This is a genomic window from Streptomyces sp. NPDC002888, assembly GCF_042888465.1.
Taxonomy (GTDB): domain Bacteria; phylum Actinomycetota; class Actinomycetes; order Streptomycetales; family Streptomycetaceae; genus Streptomyces.
In genome coordinates this window covers 46,017-58,958 of record NZ_JBIAPU010000034.1, presented here as the reverse complement: position 1 = coordinate 58,958, position 12,942 = coordinate 46,017, and the positions used below count along the sequence as shown (strand labels likewise).

Genomic DNA, 12,942 nt, shown 5'->3' with positions numbered 1-12,942 from the left:
GATCATACGCACGGTGTGTTCGCCAGTTGCTGGGCCACCTCCTCGATGTCCGTGAGCAGTCCGGGGGGTTCCTGGTCCAGGTCGAGGGCGTGCTGATGGATGACGACGCCCGCGTGGCGTACCCGGTGGGCGGCGTGCGGAGCATTGCCCTTCGCGTACACAAGATGCCCTTCGCGCAGGTCGAGGGCCGTGCAGTACGCCAGCATCTGGTACAGGTCGGCGTCGGGATAACCGCTCGGTCGCTCGGCCTTGTACTTGGCGTCCACCACCGCGCACGGGGCGCCGTCCGGCCCGTACAGGACGAAGTCCGGCTTCATGCGGATCGCGGCTGCCTCGTCGAGGTGGTGAGAGTCCTGGAGACGGGCGGTGTGGCCGCCCGAACCCCGGCCCCGGCCCTGGAAGGTCTCCCGTAGGGCGGTCGTCACGAAGTCCTCGAAGAGCTTGTTCATGTCGAAGAGGAAGCCGTCGATGCGCAGATCGCCGGGGCCGTGCTCGGCGGAGGCACCGTCCAGGACGACGCGCGAGAGACGCAGGGCATGGTGGTAGCGGGAGTTGAGGCGGGTGGGACGCCAGTCGGGGATCGGCTGTCCGTGCACGATCGCCGTGACGTCGGTCAGGCGGGCGCGCTGGTGCAGCAGCCTGCGGCGTACGTCGCGCGGTATGCCGGGCAGGCGTAGGAGACGTTCGACGGCCGCACGGAGGATGCGGTTCTCCGCGATGTCGGTGGTGAACTCGTCGTACGCCACTTCGATCGGCAGCATCGCCCCGAAGCGCCGCCGTATCTGTTCGGCCTCCCTGATCCGGCCGCGGACGACGAGCGCGGATTCCTCAGTCGCCCGATAGCCCTGCAACAGGCCCTGCCGCAGCGCCCGGTCCACCTGCCGCTCCACGGCGTGGGCGAGCGCGGGCAGCAGATCGCGGTGCTCGGCGACCTCGACCTCGCCGTCTCGCCAACTCCTTCTCGGATCAAGGCTGTAGCCGAGCAGGAAGAAGAGACGGACGATGGGCACCTTGGGTGTGACGCGTACGGTGACCGGTTCACCGCCGCCCGGTGCAGTGACAGCCACGGCCCCGACCTTGCTGCCGGCCCTCAGCAACCAGTGCCCGGGCCTGTGCGGGTCGGGGGTCGCGTCCACGACGTCGGAAGCGGCGAGAGCACGGCCGACGGCATCCGGCAGGGCGAGACGGCTCGCCGGCGCGTGCTCGACCAGCTCTACGGACTGCACGGCGTCCACTGCGGACGTCACCCCAGCGACTCCCGCAGTGCGGCCAGCCCGTACCGCTTCTCGATGTCCACACCTTCGCCGTAGTGGTGCTCCTCCATCAAGGGAAGGATCTTCGTCCGCCAGGTCCGCTCCAGGCCGCCCTTCCGGTACACGCCCTTCTTCATCAGGTACGAGGGCCCGATACGGAAATCGGGATCATCGATACGGGAGTTCAGCGCTTCGAGCAGGTCGGCGGGCTCCGCGTCCTTGCCCTCCTTGGCCAGCCAGCGGCGCAGCAGACCGCGTGTCGGCTCAGTACGCGGAGACAGTTCGACGAAGGCGAAGCGGCGGCGCATCGCCGCGTCCACGAGGGCGATGGACCGGTCGGCCGTGTTCATCGTGCCGATGACGAACAGATTCGGCGGCAGCGCGAAGTCGTCGCCGGAGTAGGTCAGCCGAACCGACTTGTTGCGGTACTCCAGCAGGAAGTACAACTCGCCGAAGACCTTCGCCAAGTTGGCCCGGTTGATCTCGTCGATGATCAGGAAGTGCGGGATGTGCCGGTTGCCCTCGCGGGAGGCCAGGTCGGCGAGTTCGCGCAGCGGGCCCGCGGTGAGGCGGAAGGCGACCTCTCGGGTCTGCGGGTCCTCCTGAGGCCGGAAGCCCTCGAAGAAGTCCTCGTAGGCGTACGACGGGTGGAACTGCACGAGCTTGACCTGCTCGGGCCCACCGCCGAGGAACTCGGCGAGCTTCAGCGCGAGGTAGGTCTTGCCGGTGCCTGGCGGGCCGTAGAGCACCAGTTGACGCTCGTCCGCGAGTAGATCACGCACTTCGTGCAGCCACGCGATGTCGTGCACCAAGAGTTCGGATGCCAGCTCGTTCGTGGGCTCCGGCAGCTCGAGATCGCGGCGGGCGGTGATCGCCGGGATCTCCATGCTGGGGTCCCGCTCTATGGCCTCAGCTTCCTCGACCAGCTCCTGGTTGGTGAGACCGAGCCCCTCGATGTGAGCCTGGACCGAGGTGAGATCGACGACGTCATGCTGGATCGACAGCTTCTGCTGCAGTTCCTCAGGCAGGCTCTCGTACGGATATCCGGTCGGCTGCCACTCAACGGGCCGCCGAAGGTTGGACCGCCGGTCCTCGGACTCGACCTGCTCCACCCCGCCGGTGATTTCACCGACGTACAGATGCCCGCCTGAGATGGTGCACACGGCATCGCCGGGCTTCATTCGGGACAAGAACGCGTGCAGATCCTCGACCAGTTGCTGCTTCTGGCTGTACGTGGCCGTGGACTCGTAGTCCTCCTGCACGAAGGCACGCAGGTCTTCCTTACTGGTGCCCTGTCTCACGCCCGGCCGGAGGCGGGAGGCGGCGAGGGTGATGCGGCCCTCCGGTAGCCAAAGTCGTTGGACCAGGTCGTGGCCGGTGACGTTCGAGCCGCGGACGAGCCAGGGGCGGCTGGGGCCTGCCCAGACACCGGGCATGAAGTCGGCCAGTGGCGTGCCGTTGCCGGCCCGCCACTCGAGCCACCCGTTACGCGGTGCTCCCACCAAGAGCTCCGCGGCGAAGGAGGGGGAGCCGCAGACCACGTCCTCAGTGAGTTCCAGCCAGCCTGGCCGGTGCGTGGACGGAATCAACACGCCCGCCTTCTTCAACTCCTCGCGCCGACGGAACGGGCCGCTGCCCTGCCGCGCGACCGATGCGCGCTCACGCGCGGGCGATCCCGCCTGTACCAGGAACTTCCTGCTGCCGTTCGTTCCGGTCTCGTTCAGCAGTACCCCCCGTGCCCGGTCGATCCCCTCCCCCTTGGGCAACCGCAGCCAGAACACTGGGTACTGCGTACCGTTGTCGGCCATCGCTAGCACTTCCCCCCAAACCAGAAGATCCACCGAGAACAGTAGGGTCTCCCTCTGACAGTCGTCTTCTGGGCAGAGCACAAAGCGCTGAGCGGACGTCAGAGGTCGTCGGGGAGCAGCCGGAAGGAGGGCTGCCCGGTCAGGCCGCATCACGCGAAAGTGACTGTCCGTCGTGAAGACATCGGCTGTTTGGAAGGCCGCTGCCAGGGCAACGTTCATCGCGTCCGCCAGACCCACTCCCGCACCGCCGTCCGCGTCGACGTACCCGCGCATCACCGCCGTGGCACTTCTCAGGTGCGGTGCGGTGTCGGGGACCTCGAACCTGCGGGCCTCCGCCTGGCCGGTGATGAAGTCCAGCGCGTTCGTGGCGGCCTTGGTGCCGATCCGTGAGGTCAGCAGGGAGTCCAGTTCGGTGAGCACCACGGGTGAGACCACGAGGTGCCCCGTTCGTTGCGTACGGCATGGGGTTCCCCGGTGGTGGAGTGTGCGCCGGACCGACCGGCTGTGGAGTTCTGGGTTCTTGTGGGGTCAGGAGGAGCGCCAGCGGTTGCGGCCGTCGGAGCCGGGGCCGCAGACCATGGGTGTGCCCGCCTTGGTGACGCCGGTCGCTCCCTGCGGAGAACAGAACGAGCCGGGGTGGACGGTGCCGACGCTGCCGCCGCCGGTGGAGCCGCCGGACGAGGACGAGGAGCCGCCGCCTGTCGAACCGTCATCCTCGCCGGTGCTGTTGTCGCTCTCGTAGTCGGGATCGTTGGCCGGGATCTTGTAGGTCGTGTCCTTCGCCTTCGGGCAGTCCTGGACGAAGTCGGCGTCGCTCCACCGGCCCAGGTCGAGACTGACCGTGGTGGTGGAGGTGACCTTGGTTCCCTCGTCCGGGGACTGGAAGCAGACGCGCCACTCGTCGCCGTCCTCGGCTGCCTCCTCGGCGGTGGGAGTGTCGATGTCGAGGTAGACGTCATCGAGCGTGACGCTGTCGAGGTCGATGCCGTCCTGCTTCAGATCCTTGACGGCCGTGTTGTAGGTGGCGCCGACGACGTCCGGCATCTTCGGCCACGGGAGCGCGCCGCCGTCCTTCTCGGGGCACGGCTCGACGCTCTTGACGGCCGCGAAGTCGATGGTCTTCGCGGTTGTGTCGGCCTTCTGGAAGCACACCGTCCATCCGGACCGCATGATGATCGAGCGGTCATCCTCGGCCGCGTCGTGGTGACCAGTGGTGAAGCCTGCGGAACGCGCCAGCTTCTCCGCGTCGTTCAGTGGCTTGCCGGTGTAGTCAGCGGCCTTGACGACCTTCGCGGGGGCCGGGGGCGACGCGGCCTCGGCGCTCGCTTTGCTGTCTTCACGCGCCTTTACGTCGGGCTGCTTCGTGGCGCTGTCGTCGAGCTGCCCGCCCAGGCCCGCGCCGACTGTCAGCAGAAGGAAGGTTCCGAACGTCGCGCCGACCTTGGCGAACCGGCGCCACGGCGGCAGCACCCACACCGCCACCATGGCGGCGATCATCACGACGACGCCGAGCCCGAAGCTCAACGCGCCGAGCAGGGCGACAAGGGCGAGCAGCCCGAGCACGGCGGGAGTGGTCTTCCACCAAGGGCGGAGCGGGGAAGGGGTGTTGTAAGGGTTCACGCGGGCGCTGTGCTCCTCGGGTACGGACTGGGTTTGGTTCGGGCCTGGACTCGTATGGTCTGGGGTCGGACTGTCGGCCGGGGTGCGGCGGTCGTTGTGGGTGGACGCCTCAGGTCATGGTGTTGGTCAGATGCGGGCCCATGTAGCCGACGAAGATTCCGTGATCGGTAGAGGCTCCGTCGTAATAGTGCAGGCGCGGCGCGATGGTGTTGCCTCCGCCGATCCGCAGGTGGGCACCCATGAACAGCTTGCCGTCCGGATGCACGTGGCGGGGCACGGGGAACGTGCGCGCCCGGCTCCAGTCGCCGTTCGCCTTCACGGACTTCGACTCGTCCCTGACGACCTTGCGCGGTGAGATGACGTGCGCTCCCTCGGGCGCGTCCGCACACCACTGCTTGAAGTCGCTGTTTGCCTTGCCGCTCGCGATGGCTTCCGCGAAGTCCTGGAGGGCCAGCAGGGCGTCCCAGGCCATCCGGACCCAGGACGAGCCGTAGGCCTGGTCGTCGAGTTCCAGGGTGTACTTGCGCCGGCCGGTGAAGTGGACGCGTCGCATGTCGCCGATCCGGTCCAGGATCTCGGCGAAGGACGTGGGGGCGTTGACCGAGGGGTCCACGGTCGCGTACGCCTGCTCGGCGGCGCCCAGCCTCAGGAGTTCTCTCTGTAGTTCGCGTATCTGCGCCTTGGCCCGGTGGAGTTCCTTGTACTGCTCGTCGTAGTCGACAACGACCTGGGCCTCGTTGCTCTCCGCCTGACGCAGTTCCCGCTTGAGGTCACGGATCTCGTCGGCTCTGACGCGCTGTTCGCGTGCCGCCTCTTCCAGGATCTCGTGCAGGGCGTCGTTCTCGTCGCGCAGCCGTTCCTGTTCGGAGCCGCCGACCCCGTCCCTGGCCCGTGTGCGCATGAGCGGCACGGAGTCCAGGGCGTCGGGCAGCGGGAGTCGGGTGGCGAGTCCCTGAGGGAGCTGGTTGAGGATACGGGCGGCCAGTCGAGGGTTCTCGGTGATCAGCCGTTTCGACATCACACGGTGCCGCTGGCCGTCGGCGGGCCAGGCCGGGTCGACGCCGGGCAGGTAGGTGCGGATTCCCCCGTTGTACACGCGATGGTGTTCCAACGCCCGGTTGAAGGCCGACTCGGCTCCCGGAGTAAGCACATAAAGGATCGCCAACCCCACCAGGGGACGGACGAGAGGGTCGACCGTCCCCTCCAGCCAGGCGTCGAAGTCCACGTCGTACGGTGTGCTCGCCATGACGACGGGAAGGCGTCGGTCGGCGTCGCACAGTTCGTCGATGACCGCCTCGACATCCTCCGCCTCGACGACTTGGGGCATGGCCGTCACGTCCGCCAGGCCGTCGTGTACGTCGAGCGCCTCCAGCAGGTGCTTCGCGAGCCGGGGAGTCTTGGCGGGCACAGGGGCCGCCTCGGCGTCGTCGGGGAGGTGCTCGACGTCGAGCTGGACCCAGGTCGGCCCGTCGGCGATCTGACGCGTCACGACCGTGGTCTGCCAGGTGCCGTCGGGCGCGGTCTCCCGCAGGCGCCATCGTCCGTAGGTGCCGGTGACACCGGTGACGGAGTCGTGGTCGAGAGTGACTCCGCGGGCTATCTCGTTGCGGCCCTCGGCGAATGCGTCGACGTTGTAGCGCTTGGGTGGTTGGGCGAGCCAGTGGCGCAGTTGCTCGTCGACGAGTGCACCGGTCCGCACGTAGTCGGTCCGGCTGGTGACCACCATGCGGTAGCGGCGGGCGTCCATCGTGCTGCTCCTCTGCGGCAGGCGTGCCCAAGGCGACGCGAGGGGACGGTGAGCTGTTGGCACTCTGAGCATGATGGAAGTCTGTTAGCGACGTCAACGCACTTCACTGAATTCTCGATACTTGCCCGCGTGTACATGTGTTCGGGTGTCCTGGTAGGAACGGAGACGCGCTCGGGCGACCGATCCGCTGATCCGGCCGTCCCGCAGCATCTGAGGGTCAGCGCAGTACTGAGCCGATCCAGGGCGTTGCCTGCTCGGGCGTGGTGCGGGTGTCGACACCGAGGACGTGGATGGTGCCCAACAGGCCTTTGGGGCCGCGCACCTGGAGGGTTCGCTGGGCGTGACTGCCCGGCTGGGGATGGACGATGACGGCCATCGGGGCGGCGGCGGACGCGTAGCCGCTGCTGTAGGTGAGGAGCTGGTGGACGTCGGCTGCGTTCACGCCGTGGCGGTCGTAGCGCTTGTACTTGGCGTCCACGGGCAGCAGTGTGCGATGTGCCGGGTCGTGTCCTGGAAGGCTGAGCAGGAGATCGGGCCGGAACGTCGAGGCGTTGCCCAGGTCTCCGCGGACTGTGATGCCGACGCCGCTTCCGCCGGGCACGGCGTGGCCGCCATGCAGTCCGGCTGCCTCGGCGCCGAGACGGCGGACGACGGCTTCCCAGAGCGCGGGCATTGCGAGCAGGAGACCGTCCGCCGTGGCGCCCTGGTCGGTGAGCAGGTCGGTCACGCCTCCACCGCGCAGCAGCAGGCGGGCCCAGGTGTGGGCGGGCTGGTAGCGGGCGTTGAGGCGTGTGTAGTGGATACGGTCCAGAGCGCGGAGCGCCGCGGCCGTGGTCGGGGCCTGCGGAAAGGCGGCGGCGGCGCCGTGCAGGGCGCGCGCAAGGTAGGGACTGGCGGTCAGGCCGAGCGCTGCCTTCAGCGCGCTCCCCAGAACGCGGTTGTCCCAGATGTCCGCCTCCCGGTCGAAGGTGCGGACGTGCAGCTGGTCCAGTTGCCCGTAGCGGCGGGTGGCCTGGGCGGCGACGTCCAGGCGTCCCCGGAGCACCGGTTCGACACTCCGGCGGCGTACGTAGTCCCGGCGCAGTCCCTCCCGCAGCAGCCGCTCGCACTGTTCGAGCAGGGCGGCGGCGACCAGGTCGGTGTAACCGTCAGGGCCGGTGGCCCACCGTCTGGCCGTCGCCGGGACAGGCGTGCCGAGGGCGTAGGCGAGCCAGCTCATGAGCTGCTCTCCCGGAATGGCGAACTTGGGTGCGATGACCACGCGGACACGGTCCAGGACCAGGACTCCGACGGTCGCGTCGGCCTTCAGCCGCCACTCGGGGCGCTCCCGGGTCAGGGTGAGGCAACCCCGGGCCTGGAGTGCGTGCAGGCGGTCGAGGTCCCGGGGAGTGAGCTGATCGGGTTCCAGCGGGGCGGACTCGTATTCGCCCAGCTGGACCGGGGTGCGGTCAGGCATCCGGGACGGGAACGCCGCTGGTGAACTCGGTCGCCAGGGCGTCCGCCAGGTCCTGAGGGGACATGAGGCGCGGACGACCCGTGTCGGCGTCGACCAGGTCGCCAAGGATGCGGTGCAGCAGTTCCGCCCGGCCGAGGCAGTAGTCCTCCAGGAGCGGGATCACCTCGTGGTGGAAGGCCGCGGCCAGATCCTCCTCGGTGGCGATCGGCTCACCGTCCCGCAGCAGGTAGGCGTGCCCGATCTGGTGGTCGGCGTCGAGATGGCGGGCGATGCGGGTGTTGAGGGACTCGAAGAACGCGGCCAGGTCCAGAGGTCCGACGGTCCCGGAAACCGCGTCCGGGTCCGGGCCCACGGGCAGGAAGGCGAAGCGGCGGCGGACCGCGGCGTCCAGGTGGCTGATGCTCCGGTCGGCGGTGTTCATCGTGCCGATGACCCGGACGTTCGGCGGTACGGAGAAGCGTCGCTTGCTGACGGGCAGGGCGACCGGCAGGTTCCGCTTGTCGAGTTCGAGGAGCGTGATCAACTCGCCGAAGATCCGCGGCAGGTCACCGCGGTTGATCTCGTCTACGACCAGCAGGAACGTCTGGTCGGGATGGGCGGCGGCCCGGCGGCACAGGCTGTGGAACAGGCCGTCCGTGAGGGCGAGGGTGAGCCCCGGACCGGTGGCGCTCAGGTCCGGCTTGAAGCCCTCGATGAAGTCCTCGTAGCCGTAGGAGGGATGGAAGGTGACCATGCGGACACGGTCGCCGTGCAGCATCTCAGCCTGCGCCTCGGCACGTTGGCGGACGTCGGCACCGAGCACGTCCGCGCGGCCGTCCAGGGCGAGTGCGGCGCCGAGCGCGAGCCGGGTCTTGCCCGTACCGGGCGGCCCGTGCAGGATCACCTGACCCTTGCGCTCCAGCGCGTCCAGTACGACCTGCACGTCCTCGGGCAGCGCGACGGGGGTGCCCGGCTGTGTCTGGTCCGTACCCGGGACGGAGCCGGAGTCGGTGCTGTGTGCAGTGAACCTGGCGAAGAGGGACGGATCGACCTTGGCGAAGGTGGACCGCCACCCGTGCTGGGGCTTCGACAGTTTCTGCGCGTGGGAGAGGTCCCAGGCGACCGGGATGACGTGGTGGAACTCCGGCCGGTCCGGGTCGTAGCGGTAGCTCCCTTCGACCCTGCCGGTGGCCAGGATCTCGTCCGTACCGCGGTTGGCGACGACCCGGTCTCCTGCCTCCAGGTCCCGGAAGGCGAGCAACCGGCGCGCGAGGGTCAGGCTGCCACCACTGCTGCGCGGCCAATGCGCGTCCAGGGCTTGCTTCAGTTCCGTGTCGCTCTGGTACTGGCCGAGATCGCCGAGCTCGTCCCACCCGACGCAGATGAACCCGCCGTCCCGGCATTCCTCCCACAGACGGCCGCGCTCGCCGGGGGCGATCTTCCAGATGGTGCGTTGCCGGGGATTGAAGTGCTTGTACAGGAAGCGCATCACCTCCTGTCCCGACCAGCCCTCGAACTCCTCACGGGTCCGCACGAGTTCTCGCAGTTGACGGTTCGTGCGCGAGGCGGGGACGCCGGCCTGTGCCTCGCCGCCGAGCAGCGTGACGAACGTCCGCAGATGCTCGGCCGCATAGATCGGCAGGAAGTGCTGTGGGAAGTAGGTCGCCAGGGACTTCGTCACCAACGTCGGCCCGTACCGCAGCACTTCGAGGTCGTCCAAGGCCTCGAAGTCTCCAGCCCCGACGGCGTCGAAGGCCCGGACGAATTGTCCGCGCAGTTCCGCCCAGGCGTCCTGCGGGTCCATGCCGCGCAGGGGAGCGGCCAGCCGCCATTCGCCGGAGACGTGGTGGTACATGATGTGCTTCGCGGCGCTGCCGCCCCTGATACTGCCCAGACTCGGGGTGAGGAACTCCAGCAGCCGGCAGTACGTCGGCCCCGACTCGGGTGGCGCGGGCTGCCCGAGCGCGTAGCGCTCCAGCGGCAGCTCCGCCCACTCCTCCAACGGAAACTGGGCCAGCACCTGCTTGCGCTCGCCCTCGGCAGCCGACTCGACGTCCGCCACGGCGGCCCGGTCGAACTCGGCCGCCGCCGTGCGCAGATCCACCGCGTTCGTCATGGAGGCCATGATGCCTGAGGGCGAGGGGGCGTTCCCCTCGCGGTGAGGTTGGGCAACTTCCTGCGTGTGAGTCAGGTGGCTGGCACGATGCTCAGAAGGGCGAGGTCGTTCCTGGGCAGCGAGCGCCGTGGCGACGGGAGAGATCGTGCAGGACTGGATCTACATCCTCAATCCGAACAAGGACACCCTTGACGGGGAACGGTCCGACAAGGAGACCGTCCGCCGCCTCTCCCACGAGGACCCTGAGCTCGACCTCTGGCTCAGCCGACGCAACCGCATGAACCCGGGCGACCGCCTGTGGTTCTTCTTCAGCCAACCGGAGTCGGCGGTCGCCGCGGTGGCCGAGGTCGACAACGAGCCGCAGGAGGACCCAGACGACCCCGACTTCTCCTACCGGGTCGACGTGACCCTGCTGCCCGGGCCCACGGACTCGCTGTACGGCAATCCGGTGGGCCGGGCCGAGCTGGAACTCGGCCAGGTGCGGTCGGTGCAGAAGGTCAAGCCGACGGCGTTGAAGGTGCTGCTGGCGCGAGCCGGCCTGTGAGACGACCGCCGGGGCTGATCGGTTGAGGATAAGGGGGACATCGGACGAACACGCTTGGACGTAGCCGCCGAAGGAGTCACTGTCAACCAGCCGTCGACGCGTCGCCCGTGCCTCGGGGGAGGTCTTCGACCCTGGCGAGAACTCCTTCGGACAACGCTTTGAATTCCTTGAAGCAGGTCTTCACGTACTGCTGGGTGCTGCCCAGCGCACCGTCGGCCGGCCTCAGATCGAACATGGGCTTGCGCGCGTCGTGCGCCAGGGGCATCAGGCTTCGGTAGTTCCTCATGGTGGCGATGCGGTGGCTGTCGTCCCCGCGCGAGGGCGGGGACTCGCCGAGGACCGCCGAGGAATAGACCCAGGGAATGCGTTCCAGCCACCGCTTGTACGCCTTGACCGGCCTGTCGAGTCGCATTTCCGGCTGCATGATGACGTACCCCAGCGGCTGCATGCTCGCGCGGGGAGCGGAGATGGCCTCGGGCACCCTGGGCAGGACGAGGGACTGCCAGTCGGTGCGCCACTGGCGCAGGGTCGGACCCAGGTTGCTCAGGCCCTTCAGGGAGAACAGGTCCGCGGCCAGTGGCATCAGCACGGTGTCGGCCGAGATCAGTGCCGCCCGGTTGATGGCACCCAGGTTGGGGCCGACGTCGATCAGGACGATATCGGCGTCCACGGCTCGCGCCGCCTGCTCGATGATGCGGTGGAACGACGTGGACGTGCGAATGGCCGCGACATCGCCGGCATAGGCGCGTGACCACTCGTTGGACAGTTTGTCCTCGAAGCGGCTCAGGTCGAGACTGCCCGGCAGCAGCCAGAGGCCCGGCTGCAGCCGGGCCGGCTCGACGACCGCGATGTCGCCGGTGCCCTCCAGGATGGGGCGGACGGCGTCGGCGATGGTCTGGCCGCTACGCACCCTCCCCGTGCCCGGCAGACCCGCCATGGCCGCACCCTGGTCGATGAGCTCGGAGGAGTTCTCCCACAGCTCTTCGATCTCGGTCTCCTCCAGGCACATCGACGTGAGGTTGGCCTGGGGATCGAGGTCTACCGCCAGCACACTCAGGCCGAGTCGCCTGATCATGTGGGCGAGGTGGTAGGTGAGGGTCGTCTTGCCCACACCACCCTTGTTGTTGAACAGCGCGATCGAGGTCATGCGGCTCTCCGGATGACGACGGCCCAGGACGAGTCGTCGACCTGGAACTCGGCGGGCGGGTTTCCGTTGGTCTCCAGCGCCTTCTTCACCCGGCCGATACCCCGGCCGAACCGGTTCACATAGCCGAGGCCCTTCATCGCGGCGGCCAGGGAAGGATTGCGGTAGTCGGTGACCCGGTCGAAATTGTCGTCCCGGACCTGCCCGAAAGGCCCACCGGGATTGGTGACCTCGATGCGGTCGTCGAACCACACGACGCGGGTCGGCGCGTACGAGGTCTCGTAGTTCCGGTGCATGAGGGCATTCATGCAGAGTTCGCGAAGTGCTTCCAGCGGATAGTCCGGGCGGGGCGTCTCACGGAAGCCGTCCTCCACGAGCCTGGTACGCAGATTGCTCCGCAGGAGGGGTTCGAGCCGGGCCGACAGCCCGACCAGGTTCTGCCGCAGTTCCTGCTCGTCCGCGACGGGGGCGTCGAGGTCCGTGCCCTGATAGCGGACGAACTGGAGGTACGCCCCGGGAACGTGGCTCCCCGGGTCGAGTCCGACCGTCAGCAGGCCGAGCACGGTCGGCACACCGTCCGGCGTCATGAGGTGCAGGGACGACAGCTGGAGGTCCACGGGACGGCCGTTCTCCTCGATGACCTCAGGTGCGACCATGGAAGGCAGGTACGACTGCCGGAACAGGTCGAGGTCCAGATCGTCGAGGTGGGCGAGAGACAGCGGCCGGGTGTCGAACGGGATGTCCTTGGCGCGACGCCGCTCCGCCAGCACGCGTTCGTCCTCGCGGCTCGCCTTGCGCGTGGTGGGGCCGGGACGGACCCAGATGACGCCCTCGAACCGGACGGGTGGAGTCGCGCAGGCCTCGACATGGAGCCGGATGACCGGCTTGCCCCGGAAGACGGCCCGACCGACGGTGAGCGACGGGCGGTCGAGGATGCGGCCGTCGTCCCGCAGCTCGGTGAGCTGAAGGAGCGCTCGGTCACTCAGGTCGACGTCGTCGACGGGGTGGCCCTTGTCGTCCACACCGATGAGGACATCGCCACCACCGTGACCGCACAAATCGTTGGCCATGGCGCACACCGCGTTACCGATGGCGTCTCCTCGTCTCCCCTCGCGTTTCGCGGTGCGCTTGAACTCAAGGGACGCGGACTCCTGCGTGCCCAGGAGGTCGGCAAGATCCGTACTGTTGTCGCTCACGGTGCCCATTGTGCCGTGCGGGGTGTGCCCAGCCGTGTTCCAAGCCCTGTGGCGGATCGGCGCCGGCGCCTGTGCGTCT

General features: G+C 68.5%; 9 protein-coding genes. 1 reads left to right on the top strand and 8 read right to left on the bottom strand.

From position 1 onward, the window contains the following. Nucleotides 1–2: 2 nt before the first annotated feature. From ACFYWX_RS39555 to ACFYWX_RS39530, 6 genes are all read right to left on the bottom strand, one after another. Entirely contained in the window at nucleotides 3–1,247 is a 1,245-nt protein-coding gene (locus ACFYWX_RS39555) for an McrC family protein (RefSeq protein WP_389429897.1), read from the bottom strand. Further along, nucleotides 1,244–3,061: a DUF4357 domain-containing protein gene (locus tag ACFYWX_RS39550; RefSeq protein ID WP_389429989.1), complete on the bottom strand. Its 1,818-nt coding sequence runs from the start codon at nucleotides 3,059–3,061 to the stop codon at nucleotides 1,244–1,246. The genes ACFYWX_RS39555 and ACFYWX_RS39550 overlap by 4 nt, the downstream gene beginning before the upstream one ends. A gap of 528 nt (nucleotides 3,062–3,589) precedes the next feature. Continuing rightward, nucleotides 3,590–4,681: a PASTA domain-containing protein gene (locus ACFYWX_RS39545; protein ID WP_389429896.1), complete on the bottom strand. Its 1,092-nt coding sequence runs from the start codon at nucleotides 4,679–4,681 to the stop codon at nucleotides 3,590–3,592. 109 nt (nucleotides 4,682–4,790) lie between these two features. After that, nucleotides 4,791–6,428, bottom strand: coding sequence for a hypothetical protein (locus ACFYWX_RS39540; RefSeq protein WP_389429894.1), 1,638 nt, complete (start codon nucleotides 6,426–6,428; stop codon nucleotides 4,791–4,793). 217 nt (nucleotides 6,429–6,645) lie between these two features. After that, nucleotides 6,646–7,884 carry an McrC family protein gene (locus ACFYWX_RS39535; protein WP_389429892.1) on the bottom strand — a complete coding sequence of 413 codons (1,239 nt, stop codon included), beginning with the start codon at nucleotides 7,882–7,884 and terminating at the stop codon, nucleotides 6,646–6,648. After that, the gene (locus ACFYWX_RS39530; protein ID WP_389429891.1) at nucleotides 7,877–9,979 is read right to left on the bottom strand and encodes an AAA family ATPase; all 2,103 of its coding nucleotides are present in this window, start codon (nucleotides 9,977–9,979) and stop codon (nucleotides 7,877–7,879) included. The genes ACFYWX_RS39535 and ACFYWX_RS39530 overlap by 8 nt, the downstream gene beginning before the upstream one ends. 127 nt (nucleotides 9,980–10,106) lie before the next feature. Here ACFYWX_RS39530 and ACFYWX_RS39525 point away from each other — a divergent pair, with 127 nt between their 5' ends. After that, nucleotides 10,107–10,523 (top strand): EVE domain-containing protein, encoded by a 417-nt coding sequence (locus tag ACFYWX_RS39525; RefSeq protein ID WP_389429890.1) that lies wholly within the window; start codon nucleotides 10,107–10,109, stop codon nucleotides 10,521–10,523. Between the two features lie 82 nt (nucleotides 10,524–10,605). Here ACFYWX_RS39525 and ACFYWX_RS39520 read toward each other — a convergent pair whose 3' ends face one another. After that, nucleotides 10,606–11,670, bottom strand: coding sequence for a ParA family protein (locus ACFYWX_RS39520; RefSeq protein WP_389429888.1), 1,065 nt, complete (start codon nucleotides 11,668–11,670; stop codon nucleotides 10,606–10,608). Beyond that, a complete protein-coding gene (locus ACFYWX_RS39515) occupies nucleotides 11,667–12,872 on the bottom strand; it encodes an ATP-binding protein (RefSeq protein WP_389429887.1) in 1,206 nt (401 codons plus the stop codon). Before ACFYWX_RS39515 ends, ACFYWX_RS39520 begins: the two co-directional genes overlap by 4 nt. Between the last annotated feature and the right edge of the window lie 70 nt (nucleotides 12,873–12,942).

Coding starts and splice junctions, on each gene's coding strand:
- ACFYWX_RS39550 (WP_389429989.1), bottom strand. CDS start 3,061: ATGGCCGACAACGGTACGCAGTACCCAGTGTTCTGGCTGCGGTTGCCC.
- ACFYWX_RS39540 (WP_389429894.1), bottom strand. CDS start 6,428: ATGGACGCCCGCCGCTACCGCATGGTGGTCACCAGCCGGACCGACTAC.
- ACFYWX_RS39535 (WP_389429892.1), bottom strand. CDS start 7,884: ATGCCTGACCGCACCCCGGTCCAGCTGGGCGAATACGAGTCCGCCCCG.
- ACFYWX_RS39530 (WP_389429891.1), bottom strand. CDS start 9,979: ATGACGAACGCGGTGGATCTGCGCACGGCGGCGGCCGAGTTCGACCGG.
- ACFYWX_RS39520 (WP_389429888.1), bottom strand. CDS start 11,670: ATGACCTCGATCGCGCTGTTCAACAACAAGGGTGGTGTGGGCAAGACG.
- ACFYWX_RS39515 (WP_389429887.1), bottom strand. CDS start 12,872: ATGGGCACCGTGAGCGACAACAGTACGGATCTTGCCGACCTCCTGGGC.